Origin of the sequence: Streptomyces sp. NPDC001848, from assembly GCF_042891915.1 — a bacterium.
GTDB lineage: Bacteria > Actinomycetota > Actinomycetes > Streptomycetales > Streptomycetaceae > Streptomyces.
Genome location: NZ_JBIATP010000012.1, coordinates 63,732 through 79,632, shown reverse-complemented (window position 1 = coordinate 79,632; position 15,901 = coordinate 63,732). Strand labels below are relative to the sequence as shown.

Genomic DNA, 15,901 nt, shown 5'->3' with positions numbered 1-15,901 from the left:
CGCCGCACGACCGGTCTCCGCGATCGACCAGCACCCGCCCCCACATCCCTCCAGATCCCCACATGTCCCACTCCCCCCACCTCCCGTATCCCTGGAGCACGACGCCCATGCCCGAGACCACCCGCGAGTACGACTACGTCGTCATCGGCGGCGGAACCGCAGGCTCCGTCATCGCCTCCCGCCTCACCGAGAACCCGGACGTCACCGTCGCCGTCATCGAGGGCGGCCCGAGCGACGTGGGCCGCGACGACGTCCTCACCCTGCGCCGCTGGATGGGCCTGCTCGGCGGCGAACTCGACTACGACTACCCGACCACCGAACAGCCGCGCGGCAACTCCCACATCCGGCACAGCCGCGCCCGCGTCCTCGGCGGCTGCTCCTCGCACAACACCCTCATCGCCTTCAAGCCGCTGCCCTCCGACTGGGACGAGTGGGAGGCGGCCGGCGCCGAGGGCTGGGGCGCCGTCCCCATGGAGGCGTACTACGCCCGCCTGAAGAACAACGTCGTCCCGGTCGACGAGAAGGACCGGAACGCCATCGCCCGCGACTTCGTGGACGCGGCCCGGGCCGCGCTCGGCGTGCCCCGCGTCGAGGGCTTCAACAAGAAGCCGTTCACCGAGGGCGTCGGCTTCTTCGACCTCGCCTACCACCCGGAGGACAACAAGCGCTCCAGCGCGTCGGTGGCGTACCTGCACCCGGTGATGGACGAACGCCCCAACCTGACGATCCTGCTGGAGACCTGGGCGTACAAACTGGAGCTGGACGGTACCCGCGCCGAGGGCGTGCACGCGCGCACCAAGGAGGGCGAGGAGATCCTCGTGCGGTCCCGGCGCGAGGTCGTGCTGTGCGCCGGCGCCGTCGACTCCCCGCGGCTGCTGCTGCACTCCGGGATCGGCCCGAAGGCGGACCTGGAGCAGCTGGGCATCCCGGTGGTGCACGACCTGCCGGGCGTCGGCGAGAACCTGCTCGACCACCCCGAGTCGGTCATCGTGTGGGAGACGCACGGCCCGATCCCGGACAACTCCGCGATGGACTCCGACGCCGGCCTGTTCGTGCGCCGCGACCCCGAACACGCGGGCCCGGACCTGATGTTCCACTTCTACCAGATCCCCTTCACGGACAACCCGGAGCGCCTCGGCTACGAGCGGCCGGAGTTCGGCGTCTCGATGACCCCGAACATCCCCAAGCCGAAGAGCCGCGGCCGGCTGTACCTCACCAGCCCCGACCCGTCCGTCAAGCCGGCACTGGACTTCCGCTACTTCACCGACGAGGACGACTACGACGGCCGCACTCTCGTCGACGGCATCCGCATCGCCCGCGAGATCGCGAACACCGAGCCGCTGGCGGGCTGGCTGAAGCGGGAGGTGTGCCCCGGTCCGGACGTCACCGGTGACGAGGAGCTGAGCGAGTACGCCCGCAAGGTCGCCCACACCGTGTACCACCCGGCGGGCACCTGCCGCATGGGTGCCGAGACCGACGACCTCGCCGTGGTCGACCCCGAGCTGCGCATCCGCGGCCTGGACGGCATCCGCATCGCCGACGCGTCCGTCTTCCCGACCATGACCGCCGTCAACCCGATGATCGGGGTGCTGATGGTCGGGGAGAAGGCCGCCGACCTGATCGGAGGTGGTGCGTGATGAGCACCCCGGTTTCGAGCACCCCGGTTTCGAACACACCGGTCTTCTCCGTGGACGGGCTGTGGAAGGTCTTCGGGCCCAAGGCGGACCGCGTCCCCAACGACCCGGAGCTCGGCGCGCTGAGCCCCGCCGAGCTGCGCGAACGCACCGGCTGCACGGCCGCCGTACGCGATGTGAGCTTCGACGTCCGCAAGGGCGAGGTCTTCGTCGTGATGGGCCTGTCCGGCTCCGGCAAGTCGACGCTGGTGCGCTGTCTGACCCGGCTCATCGAACCGACCGCGGGCACGATCGTCATCGACGGCGAGGACGTCCGCGCCATGGACAGGTCCCGGCTGCGCGAACTGCGCCGCCACCGGGCCGCGATGGTCTTCCAGCACTTCGGCCTGCTGCCGCACCGCACCGTCCTCGACAACGTGGCATACGGCCTGGAGATCCAGGGAATCGGCAGGTCGGAGCGGCGCGAGAAGGCCGCCGAGGTCGTCGCGAAGGTCGGCCTGGAGGGCATGGAGCACCGCCGCCCCGCCCAGCTCTCGGGCGGCCAGCGGCAGCGCGTCGGGCTCGCCCGGGCGCTCGCCGTCGACCCGGAAGTGCTGCTGTTCGACGAGCCGTTCAGCGCGCTCGACCCGCTGATCCGGCGCGACATGCAGGAGGAGGTCGTCCGGCTGCACCGCGAGGAGGGCCGCACGATGGTCTTCATCACGCACGACCTCAACGAGGCCCTCAAACTGGGCGACCGCATCGCCCTGATGCGCGACGGCCGCGTGGTGCAACTGGGCAGCCCCGAGGAGATCGTGGGCTCCCCGGCCGACGACTACGTCCGCGAGTTCGTCCGCGACGTCCCCCGCGAACAGGTCATGACGGTCCGCAGCGCCATGCGCACCGCGTCCCTGGAGGAGGCGGGCAGCGGCCCGGCCGTACCGCCGGACGCCACGGTGTCCGAGGCGATCGAGGCCGTGGCCCGGGCGGGCGCCCCGGCCCGCGTCGTCGACCAGGGCCGCTGCCTGGGCCTGGTGGACTCCGACGCGCTGCTCGGCGTGGTCGCCGGGGTCGAGACGGGCCCGGAGACGCCGGCTCCGGTCGCGACGACCGAGGAGACGTCGGCCGCGACGGCTCGGGCCAGGAAGTCCGCGGCCGGGATGGCCGCCGTGGCCGCGGGCAAGCGCGCCGCCGTTGCGGCACAGGCGGGCGAGGCGGGTACCTCCGCGCGAGCCAAGTCGGGTGTGACTCAGGCCCCGGGCAAGCAGGAACCGGCGCACCGTCCCCCGCTCGGCACCGGCAAGGGGGACGCTTGATGGCCACGGTCACCGCGAGCGCCCCTCGCACGCTGCTGCCCGGCTTCCTCAAAACCCGTGCCGCCCGCAAACTCCTGGTGCTGGCGGCCATCGCCGCGGTCCTCGTGCCGTTGGCGAACTCCCGCTGGCCCGACGCCAGCTGGCCGGGCGCCCTCACCGTCGACCTGTCCAAACCCCTCACCACGGCCAGCAACTGGATCATCGACAACCGGGACAGCCACCCCCTGTTCCTCTACTTCTTCGGCTACATCAGCAACGCCGTCGTCCTCTCCGTGCGCGCCGTCTATCTCGTCCTGCTCGCCGCGGGCTGGCCGGGCGTGACGATCGCGGCCGCCCTGGTCGCCTGGCGGGCGGCCGGCGTGCGCCTCGCCCTCGGCACGGCCGTGGCGTTCCTCGTCTGCGGTCTGCTCGGCATGTGGGTGGCAACCATGCAGACCCTCGCCCTCATGGTGGTCGCGGTCCTCGCCTCGGCCGTCGTCGGGGCGCTGCTCGGCCTGGGCGCAGGTCTGTCCGACCGCGTGGACCGCGCCCTGCGTCCGGTCCTGGACACCATGCAGGTGCTGCCGGCGTTCGCCTACCTGCTCCCCGTGGTCCTGGTCTTCGGCATCGGTGTCCCCGCCGCCGTCCTCGCCACGGTCGTCTACGCCGCCCCGCCGATGGCCCGCCTGACCGCCCTCGGTCTGCGCGGCGCCGACAAGGAGGTGCTGGAGGCGGTCGACTCCCTGGGCGCCACCGCGCGGCAGCGCCTGCTGACCGCCCGGATCCCGCTCGCCCGCAAGGAGCTCCTGCTCGGCCTCAACCAGACGATCATGATGGCGCTGTCCATGGCGGTCATCGCCTCGGTGATCGGCGCCGGCGGCCTCGGTGACCGCGTCTACCAGGCGCTGGCGTCGGTCGACGTGGGCGCCGCGCTGGCGGCGGGCATCCCCATCGTGCTGCTGGCCGTCGTCCTGGACCGGGTGACCGCGGCGGCGGGCGCCCGGATCGGGCAGGAGCAGCGCAGCGCCCGCCCCTGGGCCTACGCGGCCCTCGCCGCCGTCGCCGTGGCCCTGGCCGCGCGCCTGACGGGCCGCCTCGACTGGCCCGCGGGCTGGACGGTGAACATCGCCGAGCCCGTCAACCGCGCCGTCGACTGGATGACCGCCCACCTGTACTCGGGCGTCCCGGTCGTCGGCGGCACCGCCGACTGGGCGGGCCGCTTCACCACCTGGGTCCTGGACCCCGTCCGCTCCGGTCTGCAGTGGCTGCCCTGGTGGTCGGTGCTGCTGATCGTCGCCGCGTTGGCCTGGCTGATCGGCACCTGGCGCACCGCGCTGACCGCCGTCCTGGCGATGGCCGCGATCGGCGTGCTCGGCGTGTGGAAGCCGTCCCTGGACACGCTGTCGCAGGTGCTGGCGGCCGTCGCCGTCACCCTTGTCGTCGGCTTCGCGACCGGTGTCGCGGCGGCCCGCAGCGACCGCTTCGAGCGGCTGCTGCGCCCGGTCCTGGACGTCTTCCAGACGATGCCGCAGTTCGTGTACCTGATCCCGGTCGTCGCGCTGTTCGGCGTCGGCCGTGCCCCCGCCGTCGCCGCCGCCATCGTGTACGCCCTTCCGGCGGTCGTCCGGATCACCGCGCAGGGCCTGCGCCAGGTCGACCCGGCGGCGCTGGAGTCGGCCCGCTCGCTCGGCGCGACCAGCGGGCAGCAGCTGCGCCAGGTGCAGCTGCCGCTCGCCCGCCCGGCCCTGCTGCTCGCCGTCAACCAGGGCGTCGTCCTGGTCCTCGCCGTCGTCATCATCGGCGGCCTGGTCGGCGGCGGCGCGCTCGGCTACAACGTCGTCTTCGGCCTCGCCCAGGGCGACCTGGCGACCGGCCTGGTGGCCGGGGTCGCGATCGTCTGCCTCGGTCTGATGCTCGACCGGGTGACCCAGCCGACCGAGCGACGCGCGACGAAGGGAGCGTGAGATGACACCGACCCGCAGGACGGCGCTGATCGCCGCCGGAGCGGCCCTGTGCTCGCTGCTCACCGGCTGCGGCGCCGCCGACATGACCAAGCAGGCCTCGCCCTTCGCGAACGCGGGGGGCTCGAAGTCCGTGACCCTGTCCGTGCAGTCCTGGGTGGGCGCCCAGGCCAACGTGGCCGTGGCGCAGTACGTCCTGGAGCACAAGCTCGGCTACCGGGTCGACACCGTCCAGGTCGACGAGGTGCCCGCCTGGGACGCGCTCAGCCAGGGCCGGGTCGACGCCATCCTGGAGGACTGGGGCCACCCGGACCAGGAGAAGCGGTACGTCGAGGACAAGAAGACGATCACACGCGCCGGCGGCCTCGGGGTGACCGGCCACATCGGCTGGTTCGTGCCGACGTACCTGGCCGAGCAGCACCCGGACATCACCGACTGGAGGAACCTCAACAAGTACGCCTCCCTGTTCCACACGGCGGAGAGCGGCGGCAAGGGCCAGCTGATGGACGGCTCCCCGTCCTACGTCACCAACGACAAGGCGCTGGTGAAGAACCTGAAGCTGAACTACCAGGTGGTCTTCGCGGGTTCGGAGGCGGCGCAGATCACGCAGATGAGGCAGTTCGCGAAGGAGAAGAAGCCCTTCCTGACGTACTGGTACGAACCCCAGTGGCTGTTCAAGAAGGTCCCTATGACGGAGGTGAAGCTGCCGCCGTACAAGGAGGGCTGCGACGCGGACCCGGCGAAGGTCGCCTGCGCGTACCCGCACACGCCGCTGCAGAAGTACCTCAACGCAAAGTTCGCGAAGAACGGCGGCAGGGCGGCGCGGTTCCTGAAGAAGTTCAGCTGGACGACGGAGGACCAGAACGAGGTCGCCCTGATGATCGCCGACCAGAAGCTGACCCCGGACGAGGCGGCGAAGAAGTGGGTGGACAGCCACGCGTCCACGTGGAAGGCGTGGCTGTCCTGATCCCGCCGGTCTCGCAGATCCCGGCTACAGCCGCGCGGCGATCTCGCCCAGCGCCGCTGTCGCCCGCCGCTGCAGCCAGGGCCCGAAGGTGACCCGGGTGGCCCCGAGTTCCCCCAGCTCGGCGGGCGAGGGACCGTCGCCGTCGAGCTTCGCGTAGGCGTTCAGCGGTCCTTGGGTCCCGGCCCGCAGCAGGGGCAGTACGTCCGCCGGGGCGCCGATCGGGTAGACGCAGTCGGCGCCCGCGGCGACGTACGACGCGGCCCGTTCGACGGCCCGTTCCGGGTCCCCGTCGCCGCACGAGAACGTGTCGACGCGCGCGTTGAGGAACAGCCGGTCGCCGGCCGCGGCCCGCACCTCGGCGAGCCAGTCGGCGTGCTGCCGCGGGTCCTTGAGGACACCCCCGCGGGAGTCCTCCAGGTTGCACCCGACGGCACCCGCCTCAAGGAGCCGCTCCACCAGCTCCTTCGGCGCCAGGCCGTACCCGTCCTCCACGTCGGCCGACACCGGCACGTCCACGGCCCGGGTGATCCGCGCGACCGCCGCGAACATCTCGTCGGCGGGCGTCGCCCCGTCCGCGTACCCCAGGGAGGCGGCGATCCCGGCGCTGGGCGTGGCGAGCGCGGGGAACCCGGCGTCCACGAGGGCCCGCGCGCTCGCCGCGTCCCAGGGCCCGGGCAGGACGAGGGGATCGCCGGCGAGGCGTCCGTGGTGCAGGGCGCGGAAGGTGTCGACTTTGCTCACCACTCCGTGCTCCCCGCCGGAATGCGCCGGGACACCATCAGCCGGTTCCAGCTGTTGATGACGGTGATGAGGGCGAGCAGGTGGGCGAGCCGGGCCTCGTCGAAGTGCCGGGCGGCCCGCTCCCACACCTCGTCCGGCACGAAGCCGTCCGTCAGGACCGTGACCGCCTCCGTCAGCGCCAGCGCGGCCCGCTCCCGCTCGTCGAAGACCTCCTCGGCCTCCTCCCAGGCGTTCAGCAGGTCCAGCCGCGACTCGTCGACTCCGTGCTTCCGGGCGATCGCCAGATGCATGTCCAGGCAGAACGCGCAGTGGTTGAGCTGCGAGGCGCGGATCTGGACCAGTTCGGCGAGGGCGGGGTCGCCGAGACCCTTCTTCGCGGCGGCGCCCAGCGCCTGCAGCGAGGCGCGGACCCGGCCGTCCAGATACGTCGTGCGAGCCGTCACTTGTACTGGCCCGGCTGGTAGTGCCCCGGCACGGCCCGCGTCGTCACGCCGAAACGGTTCCACGCGTTGATCACCGCGATCGCGGCGATCAGCTGCGCCAGCTCTGCCTCCTCGAAGTGCTCGGCGGCCTTCTCGTAGACCTCGTCCGGTACGAAGCCGTCGGTCAGGACCGTGACCGCCTCGGTCAGCTCCAGGGCCGCCAGCTCCTGCTCGGTGTAGAAGTGCCGCGCCTCCTGCCACGCGCTGAGCTGGACGATCCGTTCCACGCTCTCGCCCGCCGCGAGCGCGTCCTTGGTGTGCATGTCGAGGCAGAACGCGCAGTGGTTGAGCTGCGAGGCGCGGATCTTCACCAACTCACGCAGCTTGGCGTCCAGACCCTGCCCGGCCGCCCCGTCGAGCCGGACCATCGCCTTGAAGACCTCGGGGGCGTGCTTGGCCCAGTCCATGCGCGGGCTGTGCTCAGGGGCGTACCGGACCGTCGTCGTGGTGTTCTCGCTCGTCGTCACACCGTCGACCCTACGCACGAAGCAGCCCAGGGGTATGGTCCATTTCCATGGCGAAAACGTGGGCCACTCTGGGCATCGACCTGCATCTGGAACCGACCGGCCCGGGCCTGCGCCGGGGCCTGACCGACGCCCTGCGCGAAGCGGTCCGCACCGGCCGCCTGGCGCCCGGCACCCGGCTGCCGTCCTCCCGCACGCTCGCCGCCGACCTGGGCATCGCCCGCAACACCGTCGCCGACGCCTACGCCGACCTCGTCGCCGAGGGCTGGCTCACCGCACGCCAGGGCTCGGGCACCCGGGTGGCGGAGCGTGCGGCGGTGACCGGGCCGCCCGAACGGCCCGTCCCGCACCCCCCGCCGGAGCGCGCCCGCCTCGCCCACGACCTGACGCCGGGCACCCCCGACCTCGCCTCGTTCCCGCGCACCGCATGGCTCAAGGCCGCCCGCCGCGCCCTCGCCGCCGCGCCGAACGACGCCCTCGGCTACGGCGACCCCCAGGGCCGGGTGGAGCTGCGCACCGCGCTCGCCGGCTATCTCTCCCGGGTCCGGGGCGTGCGGGCGGACCCGGAGCGGATCGTGGTCTGCTCCGGCTTCGCACACGGCCTGAAGCTCCTCGGCGAGGTGCTGCGGGACCGCGGGGCGGGCTCGGTGGCCGTGGAGTCGTACGGCCTGTTCGTGCACTGGAACATCCTTCGGCGGGCCGGGCTGCGCACGGTACCGCTGCCGTTCGACGGCCTGGGCACGCGGACGGAGGACCTGACCGGCGTACCGGCGGTGCTGCTGAACCCCGCGCACCAGTTCCCCCTCGGCGGCGCCCTGCGCCCGCAGCGCCGGGCCGCGGTGGTCGACTGGGCCCGCCGCACCGGTGGCCTCGTCCTGGAGGACGACTACGACGGCGAGTTCCGCTACGACCGCCAGCCCGTGGGCGCGCTGCAGGACCTCGACCCGGACCACGTGGTCTACCTGGGCACGGCCAGCAAGTCCCTCGCCCCCGGACTGCGCCTGGGCTGGATGGTCCTGCCCGCGTCCCTGCTCCCGGAGGTGCTGGCCGCGCAGCGGGCCGGCGGCTGGGCCACCGGTGTGCTGGAGCAGCTGACCCTCGCGGAGTTCCTCACCTCGGGCGCCTACGACCGGCACGTCCGCGCCGCCCGGCTGCGCTACCGCCGCCGCCGCGACGCCCTGGTCACCGCACTGGCGTCCCGGGCGCCCGCGGTACGGGTCCGCGGTATCGCGGCCGGCCTGCACGCGGTGCTGGAACTGCCCCCGGGCACGGAGGCGTCGGTGGTCAGGGCGGCCGCCTGGCAGGGCCTGTCGGTGCAGGGCCTGTCGGCCTTCCGTCACCCGTCCGCCGCCACACCGCCACTGGACGCCCTGGTCGTCGGCTACGGAACACCGCCGGACCACGGGTGGTCGGGGGCGCTGGAGGCGCTGTGCCGGGTACTGCCGTGACCGTCGGTGGCGTCGTCACGCCTCGCGAACCGGCGCCTCCCCGAACCGCGCCAGTGCCAGCGCCCCCGCCACCGCCACCGCGAACCCCAGGACCGCCAGCCAGCTCAGCCCCTCCCGCGTACGGTCGCCCAGCCACACCACGCCCACCGCCGCCGGGCCCACCGTCTCACCGACGACCATGCCCGCCGTCGCCACCGTCACCGACCCCCGCTCCAGCGCCGTCGTCAGCAGCAGGAACGCCGCCCCGCCGCCCACCACGAGCGCATACGTCGCCGGATTGGTGAGCAACGCCCACGGCGTCAGCGAGTCGATCAACCGCACCGCCACCTCGACCACCCCGAACCCGAACCCGGCGCCCAGCCCCAGCACCAGCGAACGCCCCCGCCCCGGCAGCCGCCCCCCGGCCAGCCCGAGCAGCAGCACGCACACCGCCGCCGCCAGCATCGCGTACCTCAGCGCCGCGGACCCGCCCCGGTCACCCTCCGCCCCGGACGCCAGCCCCAGCATGGCGAGCCCGGCGCACACCACCGCCACCGCGCCCCACTCGCTCCCGGTCAGCCGCACCCGCAGCAGCCGTGCCGCGACCACCGCCGTCACCGCGAGGCTGGACGCGAGCGCCGCCCCCACCGCGTAGATCGGGATCGACCGCAGGGCCGCGATCTGGAACAGGAATCCCAGCCCGTCCAGCCCCAGCCCCGCCAGATACCGCCACTGCCGCAGCGCGCGCAACAGCAGCGCCGCGTCCCCGCCCCCGCCCGTGCCCGCCTCACGCGCCGCGACCGCCTGCAACACCGTCGCCGTACCGAAACAGACCGCCGCACCCAGCGCGCACACCATTCCAAAGAGCACGAAGCGACTGTAGGGGACATCCGAAGGCCAGGGGCAGGCGCGGCCGCGGCAGCGGCGCCCTCTTGTCTGATCGACGCACAGTCTCACCGACAGCTCAACGAATTCTCACCCGACGGGGGATCAACGAACATGGCGGACACTCGCCGACACCTGCGCTCGGGCACCATCGTCCTCGGCGGTTCGGCAGCGGTCACGGCAAGTCCGGCGGCTGAGCCGCCGTGCAACGCCGGACGACCGGCCCCCGCCCCGGCCGGCAGCAGACCGTGGAGGCGCAGGGCCTGATCCACCCCTCACCCTCCCCCAGTCTCGGCTCCGCTCGACCGGGGGGACCCCCATCCCGGACGACTCCCTGCGCCCCCACTGGGACGAGAGCGCCTACTACGGATGCCGAGGCCGCCGCCTCACGGCACGGAGTCAGGCGGGGCACCTGTGAGCCGGGCATGAGCAGGGCATCGGACATCCCGCCAGGGGCTCAGACGCCGAGCACCGCTCGCAGCTGGGCCAGCCCCCAGTCCAGGTCCTCCTCGCCGATCACGAGCGGCGGAGCGATACGGATGGTGGACCCGTGGGTGTCCTTCACCAGCACACCCCGGTCCATGAGCTTCTCCGAGATCTCCCGCCCGGTCCCGTACCGCGGGTGGATGTCCACGCCCGCCCACAGCCCCCGCCCCCGCACTCCCGTCACCCGCCCCGTGCCGGCCAGCGCGCCCAGCTGCCGGTGCAGATGCCCGCCCAGTTCCGCGGACCGCGCCTGGTACTCCCCGGACCTGAGGATCGCGATCACCTCCAGCGCCACCGCACACGCCAGCGGGTTCCCACCGAACGTCGACCCGTGCTCGCCCGGCCGGAACACCCCGAGCACCTCGGCGCTCGACACCACCGCCGACACCGGCAGGATGCCGCCGCCGAGCGCCTTGCCGAGGAGATACGCGTCCGGTACGACACCCTCGTGCTCGCAGGCGAAGGTGCGCCCGGTGCGGCCGAGCCCCGACTGGATCTCGTCGGCGAGGAAGAGCACGTTCCGCTCACGGGTCAGCGCCCGCACCCCCGGCAGGTAACCGGCCGGCGGTACCACCACCCCCGCCTCGCCCTGGATCGGCTCCAGCAGCACCGCCACCGTGTTCTCGGTCAGCGCCGCACGCATCGCGCTCAGGTCGCCGTACGGCACGATCTCGAACCCGGGTGTGTACGGTCCGAAGTCCGCCCGCGCCTGCGGATCCGTCGAGAAGCTGATGATCGTCGTCGTACGGCCGTGGAAGTTGCCCCCCGCGACCACGATCTTCGCCATCTCCGCGGGCACGCCCTTGACCCGGTACCCCCACTTGCGGGCCGTCTTCACCGCGCTCTCCACCGCCTCGGCGCCGGTGTTCATCGGCAGCACCATCTCCATGCCGCACAGCTCGGCCAACTGTGTGCAGAACGCGGCGAACCGGTCGTGGTGGAAGGCCCGCGACGTCAGCGTCACCCGTTCCAGCTGCGCCCTGGCCGCGTCGATCAGCCGCCGGTTGCGGTGCCCGAAGTTGAGCGCCGAGTAGCCGGCCAGCAGGTCCAGGTACCGGCGTCCCTCGACGTCGGTCATCCAGGCCCCGTCCGCTGTGGCCACCACGACCGGGAGCGGGTGGTAGGTGGGCGCTCCGTGCGCCTCGGCCGCCGCGACGAGGGCGTCGGTGGTGCTCACGAGGGCTCCCCCTTCCGGCCGCGGGCGGACGTGTGCCCCCTGCCCATCGTCGCTCGCATGATGGACACGGGAACAGACCGCGCCGAGACGCCCGGTAGGCTGACGGCGGGCCGTGACTGGCGCGCTGGGATGGGACCGACCATCGGGGAGCGGCCCCAGCGGGAAAGAGTGCCGTGCGCCTGGGCCGTACCGTGAACGCCGAACGCCGCCCGTCCGGAGGTCCTGATGTCCGAGAACCCTGCGCCTCTCTCCACCGAGTCCACCGCCTTCCGCGCCGCCCTCGACGTGATCCGCGCGGTCGAGCCCCGGGTCGCCGACGCCATCGGCCAGGAGGTCGCCGACCAGCGCGAGATGCTCAAGCTGATCGCCTCCGAGAACTACGCCTCCCCGGCCACCCTGCTGGCGATGGGCAACTGGTTCAGCGACAAGTACGCCGAGGGCACGGTCGGCCGCCGCTTCTACGCCGGCTGCCGCAACGTGGACACCGTCGAGTCGCTGGCCGCCGAGCACGCGCGCGAGCTCTTCGGCGCCCGCCACGCCTACGTCCAGCCGCACTCCGGCATCGACGCCAACCTGGTCGCCTTCTGGGCCGTCCTCGCCCAGCGCGTCGAGACCCCGGCCCTGGAGAAGGCGGGCGTCCGCCAGGTCAACGAGCTCTCCGAGGAGGACTGGGCCGAGCTGCGCCGCGCCTTCGGCAACCAGCGCATGCTCGGCATGTCCCTGGACGCGGGCGGCCACCTCACCCACGGCTTCCGCCCGAACATCTCCGGCAAGATGTTCGACCAGCGCTCCTACGGCACCGACCCGGCCACCGGCCTCATCGACTACGACGCCCTGCGCGCCCAGGCCCGCGAGTTCAAGCCGCTGATCATCGTCGCCGGCTACTCCGCCTACCCGCGCCTGGTCAACTTCCGGATCATGCGGGAGATCGCCGACGAGGTCGGCGCCACGCTCATGGTCGACATGGCGCACTTCGCGGGTCTGGTCGCGGGCAAGGTCCTCACCGGCGACTTCGACCCAATCCCGCACGCCCAGATCGTGACCACCACCACCCACAAGTCGCTGCGCGGCCCGCGCGGCGGCATGGTCCTGTGCGACGACTCCCTCAAGGACCAGGTCGACCGCGGCTGCCCGATGGTCCTCGGCGGACCACTGCCGCATGTGATGGCCGCGAAGGCGGTGGCGCTCGCCGAGGCCCGGCAGCCCGCCTTCCAGGACTACGCCCAGCGGATCGTGGACAACTCCCGGGCGCTGGCCGAGGGCCTGATGCGTCGCGGTGCCACGCTGGTGACCGGCGGCACCGACAACCACCTGAACCTGATCGACGTGGCCACCTCCTACGGCCTCACCGGCCGCCAGGCCGAGGCCGCACTGCTGGAGTCGGGCATCGTCACCAACCGCAACGCCATCCCGGCCGACCCGAACGGCGCCTGGTACACCTCCGGCATCCGCATCGGCACCCCCGCGCTCACCACCCGTGGCCTCGGCACCGCGGAGATGGACGAGGTCGCGGGCCTGATCGACCGGGTCCTCACCACCACCGAGCCGGGCACCACCAAGTCCGGCGCCCCGTCCAAGGCGGCCCACGTCCTGGACGAGAAGGTCGCTCAGGAGATCGCCCAGCGGGCGACGGACCTGGTGGCGGGCTTCCCGCTGTACCCGGAGATCGACCTGGGCTGACCGCCGCCGGTCACCCGAGCTCGCCGAGATCGATGAGCTCCTGCCGCGGCGGCTCGGCCACCCCCCGAGCCGCCGCGCGCCGCCGTACGGCCAACGTGCCACCGGCACCGAGCGCCAGCCCCGCCCCGAGCCCGACGGCCGCCCAGCGCAGGTCGTCCGGGAGACCGCCACCGGGCGCGGCGGGCGCAGCCCCGAAGAGCCCGTCCCGCTCCAGCTGCTCGAAGACGTCCTTCGGCACCCGCCGCCACCGGACGTCGTCGTCGGTCACGTCCGGCGCCGGATCCGACCGCACCCAGGCCACCCCGTCCTCGGCCAGGAACACCTGGTCCTGCCGCTCGATGGCCACGTCGCCCCCGGGTGCCCGCCGCGTGTACGGCCAGCCCCCGATGCCGGTCAGCGCCCACACCACCGTGGCCCGTGCCCGCGGATACCGCCCCCGCTGCCACGCCTGCGGGACCCGATCGGTCCGCGTCTCCGTCGGCGCCAGCAACTGCCACAGCAGCGCGAACCGCCGCTCGCCCGACCGTAACGTCGTGGTACGGCCCGAATCGCCCGCCACGACCAGCGCCAGATCGGGTATGTCCCTGCTCATGGCCCGTGCCGGCACCGCCGCGCCCAGCACCGTCATCGCGGCCACGACCGTTGTCACCAGCGCCGCCACCAGCCCGCCGAGCCCGCGCATGCGACCCCCCTGAGTTGTCACGTCCTTTGTTACACCGTCGCAGAAAGATCGGATCACACCTGTTCCCGGCCGGTTCCGGCCCGGCCCCCCGAACCTGAGAGAATGGTGGACATGGCCTCTGACAGTCCTCGCGTGCTCTCCGGTATCCAGCCCACCGCGGGCTCGTTCCACCTCGGCAACTACCTCGGCGCCGTGCGCCAGTGGGTGGCCCTGCAGGAGACCCACGACGCGTTCTACATGGTCGTCGACCTGCACGCGATCACCGTCCCGCAGGACCCGAAGGACCTGCGCGCCAACACCCGCCTGGCCGCCGCCCAGCTGCTCGCGGCCGGGCTCGACCCGGAGCGGTGCACGCTCTTCGTCCAGAGCCATGTCCCCGAGCACGCCCAGCTCGCCTGGATCATGAACTGCCTCACCGGCTTCGGCGAGGCGAGCCGCATGACCCAGTTCAAGGACAAGTCCGCCAAGCAGGGCGCCGACCGCGCGAGCGTCGGCCTGTTCACGTACCCGATCCTCCAGGTCGCCGACATCCTGCTCTACCAGGCGAACGAGGTCCCGGTCGGCGAGGACCAGCGCCAGCACGTCGAGCTGACCCGCGACCTCGCCACGCGCTTCAACGGCCGCTTCGGCGAGACCTTCACGATCCCGAAGCCGTACATCCTCAAGGAGACGGCGAAAATCTACGACCTGCAGGACCCGTCGATCAAGATGAGCAAGTCGGCGTCCACGCCGAAGGGCCTGATCAACCTGCTGGACGAGCCGAAGACCACCGCGAAGAAGGTCAAGAGCGCGGTCACGGACACGGACACCGTGATCCGCTACGACGCGGAGCACAAGCCGGGCGTCAGCAATCTGCTGACGATCTACTCCACCCTCACCGGGACCTCGATCGCGGACCTCGAGCAGAAGTACGAGGGCAAGGGCTACGGCGCGCTCAAGACGGACCTCGCCGAGGTCATGGTCGAGTTCGTGACGCCCTTCCGGGAGCGCACCCAGCAGTACCTGGACGACCCCGAGTCCCTCGACTCGATCCTGGCCAAGGGTGCGGAGAAGGCCCGAGCGGTCGCCGCGGAGACGCTGGCGCAGGCCTACGACAAGGTGGGCTTCCTGCCCGCCAAGCACTGACGGCCGGCACCGGCGCGTACCGGCGCAGGGGCGCGCCACGGCCAAGAGCGCTGTACATCACTGCGGTTGCGCCTGCCCACAGGGCGGTCGTGGCCGTACAGTCGATAGCCGGACGGCTGTGCACGAATCCGACACGACGACCGACACGACGACAGGGAGACGACGTGGGGACCGTAACGATCGGTGTGTCGATCGCGGTCCCGGAGCCTCACGGCAGCGAGCTCCAGGAGCTGCGCGCGGGCTTCGGCGACGCCGCGGCGCGTTGCATTCCCACGCACGTCACCCTGTTGCCGCCGACGGAGGTGGACTCCGCGGAGCTGCCCGCGATCGAGGCGCACCTCGTCGCCGTCGCGGCGGCCGGGCGCCCCTTCCCGATGCGGCTGGCCGGCACGGGCACGTTCCGGCCCCTGTCGCCGGTGGTGTACGTGAAGGTCGTCGAGGGCGCCGAGGAGTGCGCCAGGCTGCAGCGGCAGGTCCGGGACCCCTCCGGGCCGGTCGCGCGCGAACTGCAGTTCCCGTACCACCCGCATGTCACGGTGGCGCACGGCATCGACGACGCGGCGATGGACCGGGCGTACGAGGAACTGGCGGACTACGGGGCCGAGTGGCCCTGCACGGGCTTCGCGCTGTACGAGCAGGGCCCGGACGGCGTCTGGCGCAAGCTGCGGGAGTTCCCCTTCGGCAGCGCGGTGGTACCGCCGCAGGCGGCCGCCCCGGCTGAGAACGCCCTGCCGACCCTCTAGGGCGCCGGTCCGTGAGGAAACGGGCATAACCTCGATGTCTCTCCTCTGTGCTTCTCCTCTCTCTGCTTCTTCTCTGTGCTTCTTTCTCCGCGCGGCCCCTCACTGAAGCGGGCAATGCGGGGAAACCGGAAACAGACCGCACTACCGGGGTAACCGGATTACCGGGGTACCGG

General features: G+C 72.5%; 14 protein-coding genes. 8 read left to right on the top strand and 6 right to left on the bottom strand.

The genetic code is table 11. The features are described 5' to 3' along the window. Window positions 1-107: 107 nt before the first annotated feature. The 4 genes from ACFYZJ_RS24700 to ACFYZJ_RS24685 are packed head-to-tail and all read left to right on the top strand — an operon-like array spanning window position 108 to window position 5,836. On the top strand, window positions 108-1,637 hold the full coding sequence (locus tag ACFYZJ_RS24700) for a GMC family oxidoreductase (protein WP_388571360.1): 1,530 nt from the start codon (window positions 108-110) through the stop codon (window positions 1,635-1,637). Further along, window positions 1,637-2,929: a glycine betaine/L-proline ABC transporter ATP-binding protein gene (locus ACFYZJ_RS24695; protein WP_388571358.1), complete on the top strand. Its 1,293-nt coding sequence runs from the start codon at window positions 1,637-1,639 to the stop codon at window positions 2,927-2,929. The genes ACFYZJ_RS24700 and ACFYZJ_RS24695 overlap by 1 nt, the downstream gene beginning before the upstream one ends. Then, a complete protein-coding gene (locus ACFYZJ_RS24690) occupies window positions 2,929-4,872 on the top strand; it encodes an ABC transporter permease (protein WP_388571356.1) in 1,944 nt (647 codons plus the stop codon). The genes ACFYZJ_RS24695 and ACFYZJ_RS24690 overlap by 1 nt, the downstream gene beginning before the upstream one ends. Before the next feature lies 1 nt (window position 4,873). Then, window positions 4,874-5,836, top strand: coding sequence for an ABC transporter substrate-binding protein (locus ACFYZJ_RS24685; protein ID WP_388571354.1), 963 nt, complete (start codon window positions 4,874-4,876; stop codon window positions 5,834-5,836). Between the two features lie 24 nt (window positions 5,837-5,860). Here the strand turns inward: ACFYZJ_RS24685 and ACFYZJ_RS24680 are convergent, their stop codons facing one another. Genes ACFYZJ_RS24680 through ACFYZJ_RS24670 form a run of 3 tightly spaced genes read right to left on the bottom strand, consistent with a single transcriptional unit; the run spans window position 5,861 to window position 7,466 of the window. Then, window positions 5,861-6,577, bottom strand: a complete 717-nt coding sequence (locus ACFYZJ_RS24680; protein ID WP_388571352.1) for an isocitrate lyase/phosphoenolpyruvate mutase family protein — start codon at window positions 6,575-6,577, stop codon at window positions 5,861-5,863. After that, window positions 6,574-7,020 carry a carboxymuconolactone decarboxylase family protein gene (locus ACFYZJ_RS24675; RefSeq protein WP_388571350.1) on the bottom strand — a complete coding sequence of 149 codons (447 nt, stop codon included), beginning with the start codon at window positions 7,018-7,020 and terminating at the stop codon, window positions 6,574-6,576. The genes ACFYZJ_RS24680 and ACFYZJ_RS24675 overlap by 4 nt, the downstream gene beginning before the upstream one ends. Then, window positions 7,017-7,466 (bottom strand): carboxymuconolactone decarboxylase family protein, encoded by a 450-nt coding sequence (locus ACFYZJ_RS24670; RefSeq protein ID WP_388571668.1) that lies wholly within the window; start codon window positions 7,464-7,466, stop codon window positions 7,017-7,019. Before ACFYZJ_RS24670 ends, ACFYZJ_RS24675 begins: the two co-directional genes overlap by 4 nt. Before the next feature lie 107 nt (window positions 7,467-7,573). Between ACFYZJ_RS24670 and ACFYZJ_RS24665 the strand changes: the two genes are divergently transcribed. Then, on the top strand, window positions 7,574-8,971 hold the full coding sequence (locus ACFYZJ_RS24665) for a PLP-dependent aminotransferase family protein (protein ID WP_388571348.1): 1,398 nt from the start codon (window positions 7,574-7,576) through the stop codon (window positions 8,969-8,971). A gap of 15 nt (window positions 8,972-8,986) precedes the next feature. On the opposite strand, the gene ACFYZJ_RS24660 is transcribed toward ACFYZJ_RS24665, so the two are convergent. Both ACFYZJ_RS24660 and rocD read right to left on the bottom strand, forming a co-directional pair. Continuing rightward, on the bottom strand, window positions 8,987-9,808 hold the full coding sequence (locus ACFYZJ_RS24660; protein WP_388571666.1) for a hypothetical protein: 822 nt from the start codon (window positions 9,806-9,808) through the stop codon (window positions 8,987-8,989). Window positions 9,809-10,292: 484 nt separating this feature from the next. Then, window positions 10,293-11,498 (bottom strand): ornithine--oxo-acid transaminase, encoded by a 1,206-nt coding sequence (rocD, locus tag ACFYZJ_RS24655; protein ID WP_388571347.1) that lies wholly within the window; start codon window positions 11,496-11,498, stop codon window positions 10,293-10,295. Window positions 11,499-11,723: 225 nt separating this feature from the next. Here rocD and ACFYZJ_RS24650 point away from each other — a divergent pair, with 225 nt between their 5' ends. Continuing rightward, the gene (locus ACFYZJ_RS24650) at window positions 11,724-13,178 is read left to right on the top strand and encodes a glycine hydroxymethyltransferase (protein ID WP_388571346.1); all 1,455 of its coding nucleotides are present in this window, start codon (window positions 11,724-11,726) and stop codon (window positions 13,176-13,178) included. A gap of 10 nt (window positions 13,179-13,188) precedes the next feature. On the opposite strand, the gene ACFYZJ_RS24645 is transcribed toward ACFYZJ_RS24650, so the two are convergent. Next, window positions 13,189-13,860: a hypothetical protein gene (locus tag ACFYZJ_RS24645; RefSeq protein WP_388571344.1), complete on the bottom strand. Its 672-nt coding sequence runs from the start codon at window positions 13,858-13,860 to the stop codon at window positions 13,189-13,191. A 111-nt stretch (window positions 13,861-13,971) separates the two neighbouring features. Here ACFYZJ_RS24645 and trpS point away from each other — a divergent pair, with 111 nt between their 5' ends. Together trpS and ACFYZJ_RS24635 are read left to right on the top strand one after the other, a co-directional pair. Next, entirely contained in the window at window positions 13,972-14,985 is a 1,014-nt protein-coding gene (gene trpS / locus ACFYZJ_RS24640; RefSeq protein WP_388571342.1) for a tryptophan--tRNA ligase, read from the top strand. 164 nt (window positions 14,986-15,149) lie between these two features. Further along, complete coding sequence (locus ACFYZJ_RS24635; RefSeq protein WP_388571340.1) at window positions 15,150-15,728, top strand: 2'-5' RNA ligase family protein; 579 nt, start codon at window positions 15,150-15,152, stop codon at window positions 15,726-15,728. Window positions 15,729-15,901 lie beyond the last annotated feature (173 nt).